Here is an 18,409-nt window from a genome sequence, read left to right as displayed (position 1 = left end):
GGCTCTTGATTCTTTATCGGAATGGCCTACGCCAACGCTCGGTTTGTGCGTAAAATAGCCGGCTTTTGTCACACCTCGCGGATCCAAGCGCTATGGGCACCCTCTCGGTCAACCAGAACAAACTGCAAAAACGCCTGCGGCGTCTCGCCGGCGAAGCCATCACCGACTACAACATGATCGAGGATGGCGACAAGGTCATGGTCTGCCTGTCCGGCGGCAAGGACAGCTACACCATGCTCGATGTTCTGTTGCACCTGCAGAAGGTGGCGCCGATCCGCTTCGAGATCGTCGCGGTGAACATGGACCAGAAGCAGCCGGGCTTCCCCGAAGAGGTGCTGCCGGCCTACCTCAAGACCCTGGGCATCGAGTACCACATCGTCGAGAAAGACACCTACTCGGTGGTCAAGGAGCTGATTCCCGAGGGCAAGACCACCTGCTCGCTGTGCTCGCGCCTGCGCCGTGGCACCCTGTACACCTTCGCCGACGAGATCGGCGCGACCAAGATGGCCCTGGGGCACCACCGCGACGATATCGTCGAGACCTTCTTCCTCAACATGTTCTTCAACGGCTCGCTCAAGGGCATGCCGCCCAAGCTGCGTGCCGACGACGGCCGCAACGTGGTGATCCGCCCGCTGGCCTACTGCAGCGAGAAGGACATCCAGGCCTACTCGGACATGAAGCAGTTCCCGATCATCCCCTGCAACCTGTGCGGTTCCCAGGAGAACCTGCAGCGCCAGGTGGTCAAGGAGATGCTGCTGGAGTGGGAGCGCAAGCACCCGGGGCGTACCGAGAACATCTTCCGGGCCCTGCAGAACGTGGCGCCGTCGCAACTGGCCGACCGCAACCTGTTCGACTTCGCCGGCCTGAAAATCGACGAGAGCGCCACGCCGCGCTTTCTCGACGTGCTGAATATCTGACCCATGCGCGACTATCGGTGGCTGCATGAATACTGCCTGAACCGCTTCGGCTCGGCGGCGGCCCTGGAGGCCTTCCTGCCGCAGCCCAGGACGCCGGCCCAGTTACGCGACATCAGCGACGATCGCTACCTGTCGACCTTGGCCCTGCGGGTGTTCCGCGCCGGGCTCAAGCACAGCCTGGTGGACGCCAAGTGGCCAGCGTTCGAGCAGGTGTTCTTCGGCTTCGACCCGCACAAGGTGGTGCTGATGGGCGCCGAGCACCTGGAGCGGTTGATGCAGGACGAGCGCATCATCCGCCATTTGGGCAAGCTCAAGAGCGTGCCGCGCAACGCGCAGATGATCCTCGACGTACAGAAGGCGCACGGCAGCTTCGGCGCGTTCATCGCCGACTGGCCGGTGACCGATATCGTCGGGTTGTGGAAGTTCCTGGCCAAGCATGGCAACCAGTTGGGCGGGTTGTCGGCGCCACGCTTCCTGCGCATGGTCGGCAAGGACACCTTCATCCCCACCGATGACATGAGCGCCGCCTTGATCGCCCAGGGCGTGATCGACAAGCAGCCCACCAGCCAGCGCGACCTGGCGCTGGTGCAGCAGGCGTTCAACCAGTGGCACGAGGAGAGCGGGCGGCCGCTGTGCCAGCTGTCGGTGATGCTGGCGCATACCGTCAACCATTGAGCCTGCGGCGCCCCCTTCGCGGGCACGCCCGCGAAGGGTTCAACACCCTTCCCCAGCCAGCCTCCGCTCATGCTGGAACTTCCAGCGCACATAAAGAAGCCCGCTGACGAACAACCCCAGGCTCACCAGCACCTCGATCCAGCCGAATACCGCCCGCGCCGGGTCGAACGCCGCCAGCACGCCCTTGATGAAATAGATGTTCACCACGAAGCAGGTCCAGGCGTGCGCCCGGGCACTGCCCAGCAGCATGCCCGGCATCAGCAGGAGCAGGGGCACCAGTTCGATGGCCAGGATCACCTCGACCCGTGCCCCATGCAGGTTGGCGAAGAACAGGTTGTTCACCACCAGCAGGGCGATCAGGCCGAGAAAGAACGCCAGCCCCAGTGCCCGCGCCAGGCGCAGGCGAGGCTCCAGCCAGGCCACTGGGGGCAGAGGCTTCTTAGCCACGCTGGCTCTCCAGGGCCTTGGCGGTATTCCCCAGGCGTTGGCCGAGTGCACGGCACAGGGCGATCTCGTGGTTGTCCAGTTCGCGCTTGCCATCGGCACCGGCATGGTGGCTGGGCCCATAGGGCGTACCACCACCACGGGTCTCGAGCAGCGCCGATTCGCTGTATGGCAGGCCCATCACCAGCATGCCGTGGTGGATCAGCGGCAGCATCATCGACAGCAGGGTGGTTTCCTGGCCGCCATGCAGGCTGGCGGTGGAGGTGAACACGCCGGCCGGCTTGCCGACCAGTTCGCCACCCAGCCACAGGCTGCTGGTGCCATCGAGGAAGTATTTGAGCGGCGCCGCCATGTTGCCGAAGCGGGTCGGGCTGCCCAGGGCCAGGCCTGCGCAGTGGCGCAGGTCGTCGAGGGTGGCGTAGAGCGCACCGCTGGCGGGAATGTCCGGCGCCACCGCCTCGCACTCGGTGGAGATCGCCGGCACGGTGCGCAGGCGCGCTTCCAGGCCGGTCATCTCGACACCACGGGCGATGTGCCGGGCCATCTCGCTGGTCGAGCCGTGGCGGCTGTAGTACAGGACCAGGATGTACGGATCGCTCACGGCAGGATCTCCAGTACCTTCTCCGGAGGACGACCGACCACCGCCTTGTCGCCGGCGACCAGGATCGGCCGCTCGATCAGTTTCGGGTGCTGGACCATGGCCTCGATCAGTTGCGCATCGGTCAGTTCCGGGTTGGCCAGGCCGAGGGACTTGTACTCGTCCTCGCCGGTGCGCAGCAGCTGGCGTGGGGCGATGCCCAGCTTGCCGAGCAGGGCTTCGAGGGTGGTGGCGTCCGGCGGGGTTTCCAGGTAGCGCACGATGGTCGGGGCCAGGCCGCGCGCTTCGAGCAGTTCCAGGGCGCCGCGGGATTTCGAGCAGCGCGGGTTATGATACAGGGTCAGGTCGGTCATGACGGGTCGCATCCAACGGGGTGTGGCGGCTATTCTAACCGCAGCGACTGACGCATAGGCTTTAAAACTTCGAGAAGGATTGACCCATGGCAAGGCGTTTGGCAGCTGTACTGGCCATCACCGCGAGCCTGTTGCTCGGCGGTTGCGGTGCAGACTACGGCGTGGACCAGCACGGCAACACGGTAAAGGCCGAGCAGCTCGACGGACAGTGGCTGGTGCTCAACTATTGGGCCGAGTGGTGCGGCCCGTGCCGTACCGAGATTCCCGAACTCAACGCCGCGGCCCGGCAGTGGGAAGGCCAGGGCATCAAGGTGGTCGGGGTGAACTTCGATGGCCTGCAGGGCCAGGACCTCAAGCAGGCCGCCGAGACGCTGGGCATCGCCTTCACCGTGCTGGCCCAGGACCCGGCCGAGCGCTACGACCTGCCACGCAGCGAGGCGCTGCCGGTGACCTACATCATCGACGACAAGGGCAAGGTGCGTGAGCAACTGATGGGCGAGCAGACGCTCGAAGGGCTGCAGGCGAAGATCAAGGCGCTTAGGGGGTAAGCGGCAAGCTGCAAGCCGTCACCCTTCCTCAGGCCAGAAGCGCAGAGGCTTGCCCTCGGCAGGCCAGAAGCGTACCTGTTCGATCGGCGAGACATCCCAGCGTTGCACCGTCTCCAAGGCTTCCAGGAAGCGTCGCTCCTGGTCCATCAGCGCCGGCGCGCAGAGCTTGCGGGTCTTGCCCACCTTGCCGAAGCTCAGGCGTTCGCCCTCCAGCGTGTAGGACGCAAACCAATGGTTGCAGCCGGCATTGCCGTAGGCACGGCCATCGCTGGCGAGGGTCAGGGTCAGGCGGCTGTAGTCGATCAGCGGGCGCTCGCCGATCCATTCCAGCACGTAGCTGCGCTCCTGCTGCAGCTTCGAGGGCTCGGCGGCGCAGCCGAGCAGGCCGCAGGCCAGCAGCGCGGCGGTCAACAGGTGTTTCACCGGGCGCTCTCCTGGCATTGCGGGCACAGGTGCTGCTCGCCACGGCTGGCCCAGCCCAGCTCGGCGATACGTGCACTGGCCGCCGGCTGGCGGGCCTTGTTACCGAGCTTGGCATCCACGGCGAACTCGAAGTCCAGCACGGCATCGCAGCTGTCGCACTTGACCTGCCAGTTGAGGATCTCCAGCTCGTTGAACACCGGGCCACTGGCCACGGCGACCCATTGGCCAGGTGGATTGATCAGGTGGCGTACGCTTTCCACGGCCAGGCGCATGGACAGGCCCTTGCTGCCCTTGAGGGTGACCAACAGGGCATCGTCTTTCTGGATCGAGCCACCGTTGCCGGTCACCTGGTAGCGGCCCGGCGCCAGCGCGCGGCACTCGATCAGGGTGTGTTGCGGGTTGAATAGGGTGTAGCGGAAATCGTGTTCGACCATGGGTCCTCCAGAATTGCCGCGTATCCTAGCATTAACCTTCCACGGTGTTGCGCGGATCGCCCGCCGCCCAGCGGACGACATTGTCGAGCGTGGTCGCGGCGATCGCGTCCAGCGCCTCGCGGGTGAGGAATGCCTGGTGTGCGGTGACGATCACGTTGGGGAAGGTCAGCAGCCGCGCCAGCACGTCGTCTTGCAGCGGCAGGTCGGAACGGTCTTCGAAGAACAGTTGGGCCTCCTCTTCATAGACATCCAGCCCCAGGTAGCCCAACTGGCCGCTCTTGAGCGCGTCGATCAGTGCCGGGGTGTCGACCAGCGCACCCCGCCCGGTGTTGATCAGCATGGCGCCGGGCTGCAGCCAGGACAGGCTTTGGGCGTTGATCAGGTGGCGGGTCTGCTCGGTCAGCGGGCAGTGCAGGCTGATGATCTTCGCCTCGCGCAGCAGCTCGGGCAACGCCAGGTAACGCGCCCCGAGGGCCAATAGCTCGGGGTTGGGGTGGGGGTCGTAGGCCAGCAGCCGGCAGCCGAAGCCCGCCATGATGCGGGCGAAGGCTGCGCCGATCTGGCCGGTGCCGATCACCCCGACGGTCTTGCCGTGCAGGTCGAAGCCAGTCAGCCCGTGCAGGGTGAAGTCGCCTTCGCGGGTGCGGTTGTAGGCCCGGTGCAGGCGGCGATTGAGGGCCAGGATCAAGGCCACGGCATGTTCGGCCACGGCATGTGGCGAATAGGCCGGTACTCGCACCACCGCCAGATCCAGGCGCTGGGCGGCAGCCAGGTCGACATGGTTGTAGCCGGCCGAGCGCAGGGCGACCAGGCGGGTGCCGCCGGCGGCCAGGCGCTCGAGGACCGGTGCATCCAGTTCGTCGTTGATGAAGGCGCAGACCACCTCGAAGCCGGCGGCCAGGGCGGCGGTGTCGAGGGTCAGGCGCGCGGCCTGGAAATGCAGCTCCAGGCCGCTGTCGGTGGCGGCCCGGAGGAAGCTTTCCTGGTCGTAGTGCTGACTGCTGAACAACAGGATGCGCATGGCGTCTCTTCCTTGTTGGTGGTGTCGGCAGTCTAGCCAGCCTGCCGGGGCAGGTGTTGATCTGGGGCGGGCAAATGGATGGATTGCCTTGTGTCGCGAACAGGCTGCGAAGCGGCCTCAATGGCGCAGTCAGGCGCTCAAGCGCGCCTGTGCAGCCAACCGGGTGATGGCCCTGTCCAGCTCGTCCAGGGCCAGCTGCACCTGGGGGCTGTCCTGCTTGAGCAGGGTCTCGCTGCGTTGGCAGGCCGCGCGCAGCTGCGGTACACCGCAATAGCGCGAGGCACCGTTGAGGCGATGCACCCGCTCGATCATCGCCGTGCGATCACCGGCTTCGCGGGCGGCACGGATGGCTTCGCGATCGCTCTCCAGCGACGCCAGCAGCATGGCCAGCATGTCGGCGGCCAGGTCCGGTTTACCGGCAGCCAGGCGCAGGCCCTCCTCGGGGTCGAGCACCTTCAGCTCGCTGCTGTCAGGCAGGCGCTCAGGGCTGCGTTCCGGTTGCGGCGCAGCCAGGCTGAAGCCGGTCCATTTCATCACCACCTGGGCCAGTTGGCGCTCGCTGATCGGCTTGGTCAGGTAGTCGTCCATACCACTGTGCAGCAGGGCACGCTTCTCGTTGGCCATGGCATGGGCCGTCAGCGCGACGATGGGCAGTGCCGGGCCGCTCTGGCTGCTTTCCCACTGGCGGATCTGCTCGGTGCAGGCACGGCCGTCCATGCCGGGCATCTGCACGTCCATCAGCACTAGGTCGAAGGGTTCGTCCTGTACCGCCTGGACCGCCGCATAGCCGTTGTCGAGCGCCAGCACCTCGGCGCCCAGGCCTTCGAGCAGGGTCTGCACCAGCAGCAGGTTGGCCGGGTTGTCGTCGACGCACAGGATCTTCGGCACCCGCTGGCCGGCGCCGCCACGGGGCTCGCTGGCCACCCGGCGCGGCTGCAGCAGTTCCAGCAGCAGGCGGCGCAGCTTGCGCGTGCAGGTCGGCTTGGACAGCAACTGGCCGTGGGCATTGGGCAGGTAGGGGTGGTAGAGCGCCTGCTCGGTGGTCGGGCACAGCACCACGCACCGGCAGCCGAAACGCTCCAGTTGCGGGTGGTAGCGGCCGAGCTGCTCGGGCGAGAGGTTACCCAGGTTGGCGCCGAGCACGGCGAACTCGAACGGCTGGCCGGCCTGGCTGGCCGCTTGCACGCCCTGCAGCAGTTGCTCGAAGGAGGCGAACAGGCTGACGCTCAGGCCGCAGTCCTCCAACTGGTGCTCCAGGGCCTGGCGGGCCAGCTCATGGCCATCGACGATCGCGACGCGGCGGCCGAGCAGCGCCTGCAACGGCGCTTCCTGGGGATCGTCATGGGCCTTGGGCAGGCTGAGGCTGATCCAGAACTGCGAGCCCTCGCCAGGGGTGCTGTCGACGCCGATCTCGCCACCCATCTGCTCGATCAGGCGCTTGGAAATCACCAGGCCCAGGCCAGTGCCGCCGGGCTGGCGCGACAGCGAGTTGTCGGCCTGGCTGAAGGCCTGGAACAAGGTGCGCACATCCTGGGGCGAGAGGCCGATGCCGGTGTCCTGGACACTGATGCGCAGTTGCACGCTGTCTTCCTGCTCGTCCTCGAGCATGGCGCGCACGACGATGGTGCCTTCGCGGGTGAACTTGATGGCGTTGCTCACCAGGTTGGTGAGGATCTGCTTGAGCCGCAGCGGGTCGCCGACCAGCGACAGCGGCGTGTCGCGATAGACCAGGCTGAGCAGCTCCAACTGCTTGGCGTGGGCGGCCGGGGCGAGGATGGTCAAGGTGTCCTGGATCAGGTCGCGCAGGTTGAAAGGGATGCTGTCGAGCACCAGCTTGCCGGCCTCGATCTTGGAGAAGTCGAGGATCTCGTTGATGATCCCCAGCAGGTTGTCGGCGGATTTCTCGATGGTGCCCAGGTAGTCGAGCTGGCGTGGCGTCAGCTCGCTCTTTTGCAACAGGTGGGTGAAGCCGAGGATACCGTTGAGCGGGGTGCGGATCTCGTGGCTCATGTTGGCCAGGAACTCGGACTTGATCCGGCTGGCCTCCAGGGCCTCCTTGCGCGCCATGTCCAGCTCGATGTTCTGGATCTCGATGGTTTCCAGGTTCTGGCGCACGTCCTCGGTGGCCTGGTCGATGCTGTGCTGCAGCTCCTCGTGGGCGTTGTGCAGGGTCTGGGCCATGCGGTTGATGCCCGCGGCCAGCTCGTCCAGCTCGTGGCTGCCCATGGTTGGCAGGCGTTCTTCCAGGTTGCCGTCCTTGAGCTGGTTGACCGCATGCTTGATGCGTGCGATCGGGTCGTTGATCGTGCGGCTCATGCGCAGGGCGAGCAGGGCGGTGAGGGCCAGGCAGGCGAGGATCAGCAGCAGGCTGGTGAACAGGTTGCGGTAGGCGCGCAGCAGGGTGCCGTCATGGGACAGCTCGATCTCGACCCAGCCGAGCAGGCGCTCGGCCTCGGCGGGGACCGCATGGGTGGCCAGGTCGCGGTGATGGCCGAATACCGGCATCAGGTAGCGGGTGGCATCGTTGCCAGTGCGGTGCAGCAACTGGGTGCCGGTGCCACCGCTGGGCGGTGGGTTGAGCATGCTCGGGCCGGCATGGGCCAGGTCGGTACGGTCGGGGCGCAGGAACGCCACGGCGCGCACGTCGGCCTGTTCCAGGGCCTGGGCGGCGATGCGCCCGAGCTGGTCCTGGGTCTGCTTGGCGAGGGCCGGGGCGGCCAGCGGTGCCAGTTGCTCGGCGATCATCTTGCCGCGCTGGAGCAACTGGGTACGCAATTCGTTCTGTTGCAACCAGGTGAAATAGCTGCCCAGCACCAGCGCCATCAGGCTGGCCGGCAGCAGGGCCAGCAACAGGACCCGGCTTCTGATTCCCAAGCGATCTAGCACACTCGTCTCCTGTCATGTGCTTGCATGCCGTCGGTGTACGGACGGACCCAGGCGGAACGTTACCCCGGCTGCCAGGCCAATGCACTCATTTGTATCTGTTTCATACGGTCCTTGCCGGGAAGACAGGGGCTGCACCGCCAGCATAAAAGCGCAACCGGTCGCGAGCCGGTTGCGTTGGCAAGACAGCTTGCTCAATAATTGCGCAATTGAGAATCAATGTCAGAAGCCAATGAATCCCGTAGCCATTCAAACATCCAGCATTCTCTCCATCGAGGACGACCCCGTGCTCGGCGCCTACCTGCGCGAGGAACTGCAACGTGGCGGCTTCCAGGTGACCTGGTGCCGCAACGGCCTGGAGGGTCTGGAAACCGCCGGTCGCCAGGCATTCGACGTGGTCCTGCTGGATATCCTGCTGCCCGGCCTCAATGGCCTCGATGCCCTGGCCCAGTTGCGCCGGCGCAGCAGCACGCCGGTGATCCTGATGTCGGCGCTGGGCGCGGAGGCCGATCGCATCACGGGTTTTCAGCGCGGTGCCGACGACTACTTGCCCAAGCCCTTCAGCATGACCGAACTGCAGGTGCGCATCGAAGCGATCCTGCGACGCGTGGCCCTCGAGCGACGCCACCAGCCATCGCGTGAGTCGGCGCCTGGGCAGCTGCGCTTCGACGAGGACGCCTGCGACGTGTGCCTGGATGGCCGATGGGCGGGGCTTACACCCAGTGAATACCGCTTGCTGGACACCCTCAACCGCAGCCAGGACGAAGTGCTGAGCAAACCCTTTCTCTACCAGCAGGTGCTGCAGCGCGGCTATTCCCGCCACGACCGCAGCCTCGACATGCATGTCAGCCAGATCCGCCGCAAGCTCAAGGTGATCGGCTACCAGGAGCGGCAGTTGCGCACGGTCTGGGGCAAGGGCTATGTCCTCAGTGCCGGCGAGGTGGACTGAGCGTGCTCGACCGTCATTCGTTGTTCTGGAAGCTGGCGATCCTGCTGGTGGGGTTCTGCCTGCTGATGATCGGCCTGAGCTACACCTGGGGCCGGCACATGGAAACCCAGAACGCCTTCCTGGCCGAGTCGGCCCGGCAGCACTTGCGCGGCTATGCGGTGGAGGCCGAGCGGGCCTGGCGCGAAGGCGGCCGGGCCGGGGTCGATCGCTGGCTGGCCGACATGCGCCAGCGCGAGTCCGGCTGGGTCGGGGTGTTCGATGCCGAGCTGCAGCCGCTGGGCAGCGCCACGCTGACCCCCGAACACATCCAGCACCTGACCCGCCTGCGGGGCGTCGACTGGCCCATGAGCCGGCGCAGCATCGGCCAGCCCTGGCTGCGCCTGCCGTTCCCCGATGCACCGGAGCAGGGCATGCTGGTGATCGAGCTGCCGGAGCGTTTCAACCCTGGCCAGTACCGGCTGTTCTGGCAGGTCCTCACCAACGGCGTGATCCCGGGGCTGTTCACCCTGCTGCTGTGCGTCGGCCTGTACCGGATGCTGATCGTGCCGCTGAACCAGTTGCGCGAGCAGGCCAATGCCTGGCGCGCCGACCAGTTGTCGGCGCGCCTGGACGCGCGAACCATCGGCCGGCATGACGAGCTGGGCGAACTGGCCCGTGCCTTCGACCAGATGGCCGAGCGCCTGCAGGGCACCGTGGCCCTGCAGCAACAGTTGTTGCGCGACCTGTCCCACGAGATGCGCACCCCCCTCAGCCGCCTGCGCGTGGCCTGCGACGGCGAGACCGACCTGCAACGCCTGCGCGAACGCCTGACCCGCGAGGTGGACTGCATGCAGCAACTGGTCGAGGACACCCTGCAACTGGCCTGGCAGGATGCCGAGCGCGCGCCGATGAACCTCGAGCCGATCCAGTTCCAGGCGCTGTGGGACATGCTCGCCGAGGACGCCTGCTACGAGAGCGGCTGGTCGCCGGCCCGGCTGCGCTGCGAGGTGCCCGCCGACTGCTGGGTGCAAGGCAACCTCAACCTCCTCGCCCAAGCCCTGGAGAACATGCTTCGCAACGCCATCCGTCATTCGCCCGCGCAGGGTGTGGTGCGCCTGGGCGGGCAGCGCGAGGGCAACCATTGGCGGATCTGGCTGGAAGACCAGGGCGGCGGGGTGGCCGAGCAGGACCTGGAACGGATCTTCGCGCCGTTCTCGCGCCTGGACGGCTCCCGCCCCGGCGATGGTGGTTTCGGCCTCGGCCTGAGCATCGCCCGCAGTGCCATCCAGCGCCAGGGCGGCACGCTCTGGGCAGAAAACGGCAAGCAGGGCCTGCGCCTTTACATGCGCCTGCCGGTGCATGTGCAGGCCCCCTCGTGGGACAAGCCCAGCCCGACAGGTGCCGCGCTGAACCAGGCGCCTGTGGTGGGCGTCTAGATGGCCGGTTCGCACGTGCTTTATAGCTTGTAGTTATAGCGACCACAGATTGCGTGATATGGCCGGGAAAGGTTTGCCGGTATGATAGGCGCCCCTGCCGTCCGGATTGTGAAATACGCCCATGACCTTGCAGTACCCAACCATCGCCGATTGCGTCGGCAATACGCCCCTGGTTCGCCTGCAGCGCATTGCCGGTGAAACCAGCAATACCCTCCTGCTCAAGCTCGAAGGCAACAATCCCGCCGGGTCGGTCAAGGACCGCCCTGCGCTGTCGATGATCGCCCGCGCCGAACTGCGTGGCCAGATCAAGCCCGGCGACACCCTGATCGAGGCCACCTCCGGCAACACCGGTATCGCCTTGGCCATGGCAGCGGCGATCAAGGGCTACAAGATGATCCTGATCATGCCGGACAACTCCACCGCCGAACGCAAGGCGGCGATGACCGCCTATGGCGCCGAGCTGATCCTGGTCAGCAAGGAGGAGGGCATGGAAGGTGCCCGCGACCTGGCCGAGAAGCTGCAGGCCGAGGGTCGGGGCCTGGTTCTCGACCAGTTCGCCAACGGCGACAACCCGATCGCCCACTACACCAGCACAGGTCCGGAGATCTGGCAGCAGACCCAGGGCAGCATCACCCACTTCATCAGCTCCATGGGCACCACCGGCACCATCATGGGCTGCTCCCAGTACCTCAAGGAGCAGAACCCAGCGGTGCAGATCGTCGGCCTGCAGCCGATGGAAGGCTCGGCCATCCCCGGCATCCGCCGCTGGCCCGAGGAATACCTGCCGAAGATCTTCGACGCCAGCCGGGTCGACCGTGTGGTCGACATGTCCCAGGAGGAAGCCGAGCAGACCACCCGCCGCCTTGCCCGCGAAGAGGGCATTTTCTGTGGCGTGTCTTCCGGTGGTGCGGTCGCGGCCATGCTGCGCCTGTCCCGGGAGGTCGAGAACGCGGTGATGGTGGCGATCATCTGCGATCGCGGCGACCGTTACCTGTCCACCGGCCTGTTCGACGCGAACTGATGTCCAGGAAGAAAAGCAGCGGCGGCCTGCGCTTCCAGCCGGCCGGCGGCAACCGTGCGGCCCAGGTGCCGGTGGGCAAGAAGCAGCACCTGCAGATCGAGCGCCTGGCCGGCGATGGCCGTGGCATCGCCTTCCATGACGGGCGCACCTGGTTCGTCAGCGGTGCCCTGGCGGGCGAGGCGGTCGAGGCGCGGGTGCTCGGTGCCCGCGGCAAGGTGGTCGAGGCACGCCTGGAGCGGGTCCTGCAGGCCAGCCCCGAGCGCCGCGAAGCGCCGTGCCGCCACTATGCGCGCTGCGGAGGCTGCAACCTGCAGCACCTGCCCCATGAAGGCCAACTGGCGCTCAAGCAGCGCCTGCTGGCCGAGCAACTGCAACGGGTCGCCGGCGTGCAGCCCGAGGCGTGGGCGGCTCCCTTGAGCGGGCCGGAGTTCGGCTACCGGCGGCGGGCGCGGGTCGCCGTGCGCTGGGACGCGAAGGCCCGTCAGCTGGCGGTGGGGTTCCGTGCCGAGGCCAGCCAGGACATCGTCGCCATCGACGAGTGCGCGGTGCTGGTACAACCCTTGCAGTCGATCCTGCGCCACCTGCCGACCGTGCTGCGCAGCCTGGGCAAGCCCCAGGCGCTGGGCCACGTCGAATTGTTCAGTGGTACCGCTGAGGCGGTGCTGGTGCGTCATGTGGCGCCGCTGCCGGCGGACGATCTGGCGCGCCTGCAGGCCTTCTGCAAGCAGGCCGGTGCCCAGCTATGGCTGCAGGGCGAGGGCGAGCCGGCACCGGTCGAGCCCGGGCAGACGCTGGGGTTTGCCCTCGAGCCCTGGGGGCTGGAGCTGGCCTGGCGGCCAGGCGACTTCGTCCAGGTCAACGCCCAGGTCAACACGGCGATGATCGAGCAGGCGTTGGCCTGGCTGGCGCCGCACGCCGAGGAGCGGGTGCTGGACTTGTTCTGCGGCCTGGGCAACTTCGCCCTGCCGCTGGCCCGCCAGGCCCGCGAGGTGGTGGCGGTGGAGGGTGTGCAGGCCATGGTGGACCGGGCGGCGGCCAATGCCCGGGACAACGACGTGCATAACGCACGGTTTTTTCAGGCCGATTTATCGCAGCCTTTGGCGGGCGCCGGATGGGCCGCCGAAGGCTTTTCTGCGGTACTCTTGGATCCACCGCGCGACGGTGCCTTCGAGGTGGTGCAAGGCATCGCCCGCCTCAAGGCCAGGCGGCTGGTCTATGTGTCATGCAACCCGGCCACGCTGGCGCGAGACGCCCAGGTGCTGGTCGGCCAAGGGTACCGGTTAACAAGGGCCGGGATTCTCGACATGTTTCCTCAGACGGCGCATGTCGAGGCCATGGCGTTATTCGAAGCGGGCTAGCCAGGCTGGCCCCTTGGTGCGGTTCCCAGGGAATGGGGGGCTGCACGGTGATTGCCAGCGCACCCGCGTGGTGCGCTGTATGGAAAGGTAGAAAAAAGATGGTACAGGTGAGAGTGCACCAGCCGGTCAATACCGACGGCAGTATCAATCTCGAAGCATGGCTGGATCATGTGGTGAGCGTCGATTCGGCGCTGGATCGCGAGGCGCTCAAGGAGGCCTGCGAATTCGCCCATGAGGTGGAGAAAAAGGGCAACCCGGCCAAGCATTCCTGGGCCGATGGCACTTCCAGCTTCCAGGCGGGGCTGGAGATCGCCGAAATCCTTGCCGACCTCAAGCTCGACCAGGACTCCCTGGTGGCGGCGGTGGTCTACCGCTCGGTGCGCGAGGGCAAGGTGACCCTGGCCGAGGTCGGGCAGCGCTTTGGTCCGGTGGTGTCCAAGCTGATCGACGGCGTGTTGCGCATGGCTGCCATCAGCGCCAGCCTCAGCCCGCGCCAGTCGCTGGTGCTCGGCTCCCAAGCGCAGGTCGAGAACCTGCGCAAGATGCTCGTGGCCATGGTCGATGACGTGCGCGTGGCGCTGATCAAGCTGGCCGAGCGTACCTGCGCCATTCGTGCGGTCAAGGCCGCCGACGACGAGAAACGCCTGCGCGTGGCGCGCGAGGTGTTCGACATCTATGCGCCACTGGCGCACCGCCTGGGCATCGGTCATATCAAGTGGGAGCTGGAGGACCTGTCCTTCCGCTACCTCGAGCCCGACCAGTACAAGCAGATCGCCAAGCTCCTGCACGAGCGTCGGCTGGACCGCGAGCGTTTCATCAGCGATGTGATGAACCAGTTGCAGAACGAACTGCTGGCCACCGGGGTCAAGGCCGACATCAGTGGCCGGGCGAAGCATATCTATTCCATCTGGCGCAAGATGCAGCGCAAGGGCCTGGAGTTCAGCCAGATCTACGACGTGCGCGCCGTGCGCGTGCTGGTCCCGGAAATCCGCGACTGCTATACCGCGCTGGGTATCGTGCATACCCTGTGGCGGCACATTCCCAAGGAGTTCGACGACTACATCGCCAACCCCAAGGAGAACGGCTACCGCTCCCTGCACACGGCGGTGATCGGCCCAGAGGGCAAGGTGCTGGAGGTGCAGATCCGCACCCACGGCATGCACGAGGAAGCCGAGCTGGGCGTCTGCGCCCACTGGCGCTACAAGGGCACCGACGTCAAGTCCAGCTCCAACCACTATGAAGAGAAGATTTCCTGGCTGCGCCAGGTGCTGGAGTGGCACGAGGAGCTGGGCGACATCGGCGGCCTGGCCGAGCAACTGCGCGTCGACATCGAGCCGGACCGGGTCTATGTGTTCACCCCCGACGGCCATGCCATCGACCTGCCCAAGGGTGCCACGCCGCTGGACTTCGCCTACCGCGTGCACACCGAGATCGGCCACAACTGCCGCGGCGCCAAGATCAACGGGCGCATCGTGCCGCTCAACTACAGCCTGCAGACCGGCGAGCAGGTGGAGATCATCACCAGCAAGCACGGCAGCCCCAGCCGCGACTGGCTGAACTCCAACCTGGGCTACGTCACCACTTCGCGGGCGCGGGCCAAGATCGTCCACTGGTTCAAGCTGCAGGCGCGCGACCAGAACGTCGCCGCCGGCAAGACCCTGCTCGAGCGCGAGCTGAGCCGCCTGGGCCTGCCCCAGGTGGACTTCGAGCGCCTGGCGGAAAAGGCCAACGTCAAGACCGCCGAGGACATGTTCGCCGCCCTCGGTGCCGGCGACCTGCGCCTGGCGCACATGGTCAACGCCGCCCAGCAACTGCTCGAGCCGGAGCGCAACGAGCAGATCGAGCTGGTCCCGCGCAAGGCCAGCAGCGCCAAGTCCGGCAAGCGTGGCGACATCCAGATCCAGGGGGTCGGCAACCTGCTCACGCAGATGGCCGGCTGCTGCCAGCCGCTGCCGGGCGATGCCATCGTCGGCTACATCACCCAGGGCCGCGGCGTGACCATCCACCGCCAGGACTGCGCCTCGGTGCTGCAACTGGCCGGCAAGGAGCCGGAGCGGATGATCCAGGTCAACTGGGGCCCGGTGCCGGTGCAGACCTACCCGGTCGACATCGTCATCCGCGCCTACGACCGCCCGGGCCTGCTGCGCGACGTGTCGCAGGTGCTGCTCAACGAGAAGATCAACGTGCTGGCGGTCAATACCCGCTCGAACAAGGACGACAACACCGCGCTGATGTCGCTGACCATCGAGATTCCTGGCCTGAACGCCCTGGGGCGCCTGCTGGGCAGGATCTCGCAGTTGCCGAACATCATCGAGACGCGGCGTAATCGTACCCCTTGAAACACTGCAATGGGGCCGCTGTGCGGCCCATCGCCGGCACGCCGGCTCCCACGGGCACCGGGCATGGCAGCCTCTTCGTGGGGGCTGGCTTGCCAGCGATCGGGGGCATGGCCCCCGCGAGGAAGAGACACCTATGACCTACACCCTCGACGACCTGCTGCACCTCATGGCCCGCCTGCGCGACCCGCAGCACGGTTGCCCCTGGGACCTGCAGCAGGACTACGCCAGTATCGTCCCGCACACCCTCGAGGAGGCCTACGAGGTCGCCGACACCATCGAGCGCGGTGATTTCGAGCACCTGCAGGGCGAGCTGGGCGACCTGTTGTTCCAGGTGGTCTACTACAGCCAGCTGGCCCGGGAGGAGGGGCGCTTCGAGTTCGCCGGCGTGGTCGATGCCATTACCCGCAAGCTGATCCGCCGCCATCCCCATGTTTTCCCCACCGGCGACCTCTACGCACCGCTGGATACCCCGCGCCTGAGCGAGGCCCAGGTCAAGTCGCGTTGGGAAGCGATCAAGGCCGAGGAGCGCGCGGAAAAGAGCGAGCCCGAGCAACTGTCGCTGCTCGACGATGTACCGGCGACGCTGCCGGCCTTGTCGCGGGCGGCCAAGCTGCAAAAGCGCGCGGCCACGGTCGGTTTCGACTGGCCCGAGGCGCTGCCGGTGCTGGACAAGGTCCGCGAGGAGCTGGACGAAGTGTTGCAGGCCATGGCCGATGGCGATGCCGAGGCCCTGGAGGACGAAGTCGGCGACCTGTTGTTCGCCACCGTCAACCTGGCCCGCCACCTCAAGCACGACCCGGAAAATGCCCTGCGCCGCGCCAACCGCAAGTTCGAGCGGCGCTTCCGTTTCATCGAGCAGGCATTGCGCGAGCAGGGCCTGTCCATCCAAGATCGTACCCTCGACGAGTTGGACGCCCTCTGGGGCGAAGCCAAGCGTCAGGAAAAGAACCTGCCCAGCTGCGGCTGAGCTGTTGCATAAGTGAGTGAACACCCATGAGCCTTTCCCTTCGCGATCAATTGCTCAAGGCCGGTCTGGTCAACCAGAAGCAGGTCAAGCAGGCTAACAAAGCCGAGAAGAAACAGAAGCGCCTGGAACACAAGGGCCAGGTCGAAGTCGACGATACCCAGCAGCGCCTGGCCAAGGAGGCCATGGCCGAGAAGGCCAGGAAGGACCAGGAGCTGAACCGCCAGCTCCAGGAGAAGGCCGAGCAGAAGGCCCGTGCCGCGCAGGTCAAGCAGTTGATCGAGGCGACCCGCCTGCCCAAGCTCAATACCGAGGACTACTACAACTTCGTCGATGACAAGAAGGTCAAGCGTATTGCCGTCAATGCCTTGATGCGCAGCAAGCTCAGCAATGGCGCCCTGGCGATCGTCGCTCATGGCGGTGGCTACGAAGTGATCCCACGCGAGGCCGCGGTGAAGATCCAGGAGCGCGATCCCAAGCGCGTGCTGCTGCTCAACACCCATGTCGAGGAGGCGGACGAGGACGATCCCTACGCGGCCTACAAGATCCCTGACGATCTCATGTGGTAAGCCACGAAAAACAGCCTTGGCTCAATGCCGGTCAGTTAAGATTTTCAGTTGTCATTTGGGGCGCGAAGCGGCCCCAAATATGACAAAGCGCCGCTTAACTGACAGGCATTGCGCCTTGGCGCGTTTTTTCCTGGGAACGTCCGGTCATTGCACAGCGCGCTGGCTTTCCAGGCATTCGAGCTCGGTGCGGTACTGCTGGGCTTCTTGCTCGGTGTGGAACATGCCCACCAGTTCACCCTGCTGATGCACGTCCCAGATCCGCAGGCCGCAGGCCTGGCTTTCGTGGGACATTTTCGATTCGTCGCGTTCGGTTACTTGGACTGTCATCGGTAAACTCCACTTTCGGTTGACTGCGGCAACGTGTCGCAGGACTTCTTTATAGAGTTTGTTAGCAGGCTAAGTAAATAAATCGGCCATGAAACATGTTTCATGAAGCCTGGCTTCAAGAGAATGCGCGGCCTCGACACCTTGCTCGGCATCAGGCCCGCAAACAGCTTGCAGCGTGCCGCTCGAAGCAAAAAAGAAACCCCGCACAGTGGCTAATGTCAGTCAGTTAAGCGGCGCTTTGTCATTTTTGGGGCTACCTTGCAGCCCATCGCCGGCAAGCCGGCTCCCACAGGGACCGCGGCGACCACACATGATGCGGTTTGCACGGACAGTGTGGGAGCCGGCTTGCCGGCGATGGGGCGCGAAGCGGCCCCAAATGACAACTGAACGTCTTAACTGACCGGCATTGCGCACAGTGGCGGGGTTTCGGTTGGCGCAGGCAGTGGAGCGGGTGTCAGTTGCCCTTCACCGACTTGCCGTCGACCGTGCCGTCCTGCAGCACGATCACGTACTCCTTGCCATCGGTCTCGACCTGGCGCAGTTGTACCAGCAGGTAGTCCCAGTCCTTGGCGAACCACAGCTCGGTGATGCGTTTGCTCTGGCTCGGGTCGCGCACGCGCTCGACCTTGACCGCGTCGACCTGGCCGGCCTTGGTGGCCACTTTCTCGGTGCCGAGCACGCGGAAGTCGTAGGTGTCGATCTCGTCACCGTCGACCACCTGGTAGGTCATGCTCTTCTTGCCGGCGGCCACGTCATGCTGCAGGGCCAGCTGGTAGGACGACTTGTCCAGCACGCCGCGGTTGAGCGGCAGGTTGATCGCGTCGCCACGATCGCTGCCGGTGACCTTCTTGCTGGTCCAGTCGAAGTCCAGGTCGACCTTCTTCGCCTTGCCCAGGCCGCCACGCTCGAAGTGGTACTTCTGCGGCAGCAGGGTGTCGTTGTCCAGGCGCAGGGTGCTTTGCTCGGTCAGGCTGGCGATCATCATGGATGCCTTGAAGTTCAGGCTCCAGGTACCGTTGGCATTCTTTTCCAGGCTGCGCTCGGCGGTGCCGCTCATGGGCAGCTGTTTCCAGTCGGCGGTGTAGCTGGCCGAGAAAGGCTTCAGATCAGCTGCCTGGAGAGGCAGGGCGAGCACGGCGAGAGCCAAGAGCAGGGCACGACGCATAAGTTC

General features: G+C 65.8%; 19 protein-coding genes. 10 read left to right on the top strand and 9 right to left on the bottom strand.

What is annotated here, in order from left to right; translation table 11 throughout:
• Positions 1–92 precede the first annotated feature (92 nt).
• Both ttcA and ACDI39_RS10690 read left to right on the top strand, forming a co-directional pair.
• Positions 93–917 (top strand): tRNA 2-thiocytidine(32) synthetase TtcA, encoded by an 825-nt coding sequence (gene ttcA / locus ACDI39_RS10695; protein WP_225788330.1) that lies wholly within the window; start codon positions 93–95, stop codon positions 915–917.
• Positions 918–920: 3 nt separating this feature from the next.
• Complete coding sequence (locus ACDI39_RS10690) at positions 921–1,592, top strand: DNA-3-methyladenine glycosylase I (RefSeq protein ID WP_225788329.1); 672 nt, start codon at positions 921–923, stop codon at positions 1,590–1,592.
• Between the two features lie 39 nt (positions 1,593–1,631).
• Here ACDI39_RS10690 and ACDI39_RS10685 read toward each other — a convergent pair whose 3' ends face one another.
• Genes ACDI39_RS10685 through arsC form a run of 3 tightly spaced genes read right to left on the bottom strand, consistent with a single transcriptional unit; the run spans position 1,632 to position 2,987 of the window.
• Positions 1,632–2,039: a DUF2069 domain-containing protein gene (locus tag ACDI39_RS10685; protein ID WP_225788328.1), complete on the bottom strand. Its 408-nt coding sequence runs from the start codon at positions 2,037–2,039 to the stop codon at positions 1,632–1,634.
• Positions 2,032–2,637, bottom strand: a complete 606-nt coding sequence (gene wrbA, locus ACDI39_RS10680; protein WP_253091477.1) for an NAD(P)H:quinone oxidoreductase — start codon at positions 2,635–2,637, stop codon at positions 2,032–2,034. Before wrbA ends, ACDI39_RS10685 begins: the two co-directional genes overlap by 8 nt.
• Positions 2,634–2,987: an arsenate reductase (glutaredoxin) gene (gene arsC, locus ACDI39_RS10675; protein WP_225788326.1), complete on the bottom strand. Its 354-nt coding sequence runs from the start codon at positions 2,985–2,987 to the stop codon at positions 2,634–2,636. Before arsC ends, wrbA begins: the two co-directional genes overlap by 4 nt.
• An 86-nt stretch (positions 2,988–3,073) precedes the next feature.
• Between arsC and ACDI39_RS10670 the strand changes: the two genes are divergently transcribed.
• Positions 3,074–3,535, top strand: coding sequence for a TlpA disulfide reductase family protein (locus tag ACDI39_RS10670; RefSeq protein WP_225788325.1), 462 nt, complete (start codon positions 3,074–3,076; stop codon positions 3,533–3,535).
• 18 nt (positions 3,536–3,553) lie between these two features.
• Here ACDI39_RS10670 and ACDI39_RS10665 read toward each other — a convergent pair whose 3' ends face one another.
• The 4 genes from ACDI39_RS10665 to ACDI39_RS10650 all read right to left on the bottom strand — a co-directional run bounded on the left by ACDI39_RS10665 (position 3,554) and on the right by ACDI39_RS10650 (position 8,299).
• Positions 3,554–3,958, bottom strand: coding sequence for an META domain-containing protein (locus tag ACDI39_RS10665; protein WP_253081560.1), 405 nt, complete (start codon positions 3,956–3,958; stop codon positions 3,554–3,556).
• Positions 3,955–4,392 carry a hypothetical protein gene (locus tag ACDI39_RS10660; protein WP_225788323.1) on the bottom strand — a complete coding sequence of 146 codons (438 nt, stop codon included), beginning with the start codon at positions 4,390–4,392 and terminating at the stop codon, positions 3,955–3,957. Before ACDI39_RS10660 ends, ACDI39_RS10665 begins: the two co-directional genes overlap by 4 nt.
• Before the next feature lie 31 nt (positions 4,393–4,423).
• Positions 4,424–5,413 carry a 2-hydroxyacid dehydrogenase gene (locus tag ACDI39_RS10655; RefSeq protein ID WP_225788322.1) on the bottom strand — a complete coding sequence of 330 codons (990 nt, stop codon included), beginning with the start codon at positions 5,411–5,413 and terminating at the stop codon, positions 4,424–4,426.
• Between the two features lie 129 nt (positions 5,414–5,542).
• Positions 5,543–8,299 carry a response regulator gene (locus tag ACDI39_RS10650; RefSeq protein WP_225788321.1) on the bottom strand — a complete coding sequence of 919 codons (2,757 nt, stop codon included), beginning with the start codon at positions 8,297–8,299 and terminating at the stop codon, positions 5,543–5,545.
• A gap of 229 nt (positions 8,300–8,528) precedes the next feature.
• Here ACDI39_RS10650 and ACDI39_RS10645 point away from each other — a divergent pair, with 229 nt between their 5' ends.
• From ACDI39_RS10645 to ACDI39_RS10615, 7 genes are all read left to right on the top strand, one after another.
• The gene (locus tag ACDI39_RS10645) at positions 8,529–9,245 is read left to right on the top strand and encodes a response regulator transcription factor (protein WP_486538614.1); all 717 of its coding nucleotides are present in this window, start codon (positions 8,529–8,531) and stop codon (positions 9,243–9,245) included.
• A gap of 2 nt (positions 9,246–9,247) precedes the next feature.
• A complete protein-coding gene (locus ACDI39_RS10640; protein ID WP_225788319.1) occupies positions 9,248–10,660 on the top strand; it encodes a sensor histidine kinase in 1,413 nt (470 codons plus the stop codon).
• 121 nt (positions 10,661–10,781) lie between these two features.
• Positions 10,782–11,681, top strand: a complete 900-nt coding sequence (gene cysM, locus ACDI39_RS10635) for a cysteine synthase CysM (RefSeq protein WP_225788318.1) — start codon at positions 10,782–10,784, stop codon at positions 11,679–11,681.
• Entirely contained in the window at positions 11,681–13,039 is a 1,359-nt protein-coding gene (gene rlmD / locus ACDI39_RS10630) for a 23S rRNA (uracil(1939)-C(5))-methyltransferase RlmD (protein ID WP_225788317.1), read from the top strand. The genes cysM and rlmD overlap by 1 nt, the downstream gene beginning before the upstream one ends.
• Positions 13,040–13,137: 98 nt before the next feature.
• Complete coding sequence (gene relA / locus ACDI39_RS10625; protein ID WP_225788316.1) at positions 13,138–15,378, top strand: GTP diphosphokinase; 2,241 nt, start codon at positions 13,138–13,140, stop codon at positions 15,376–15,378.
• A gap of 133 nt (positions 15,379–15,511) precedes the next feature.
• Positions 15,512–16,345: a nucleoside triphosphate pyrophosphohydrolase gene (gene mazG / locus ACDI39_RS10620; protein ID WP_225788315.1), complete on the top strand. Its 834-nt coding sequence runs from the start codon at positions 15,512–15,514 to the stop codon at positions 16,343–16,345.
• 26 nt (positions 16,346–16,371) lie between these two features.
• Entirely contained in the window at positions 16,372–16,911 is a 540-nt protein-coding gene (locus ACDI39_RS10615) for a DUF2058 domain-containing protein (protein ID WP_225788314.1), read from the top strand.
• A gap of 144 nt (positions 16,912–17,055) precedes the next feature.
• Here ACDI39_RS10615 and ACDI39_RS10610 read toward each other — a convergent pair whose 3' ends face one another.
• Together ACDI39_RS10610 and ACDI39_RS10605 are read right to left on the bottom strand one after the other, a co-directional pair.
• Complete coding sequence (locus ACDI39_RS10610; RefSeq protein WP_225788313.1) at positions 17,056–17,238, bottom strand: hypothetical protein; 183 nt, start codon at positions 17,236–17,238, stop codon at positions 17,056–17,058.
• A 454-nt stretch (positions 17,239–17,692) separates the two neighbouring features.
• Positions 17,693–18,403, bottom strand: a complete 711-nt coding sequence (locus ACDI39_RS10605; protein WP_225788312.1) for a DUF3108 domain-containing protein — start codon at positions 18,401–18,403, stop codon at positions 17,693–17,695.
• Positions 18,404–18,409 lie beyond the last annotated feature (6 nt).

This window comes from Pseudomonas sp. Tun-23181 (genome assembly GCF_057415455.1).
This window is presented reverse-complemented; position numbering and strand designations above follow the sequence as displayed.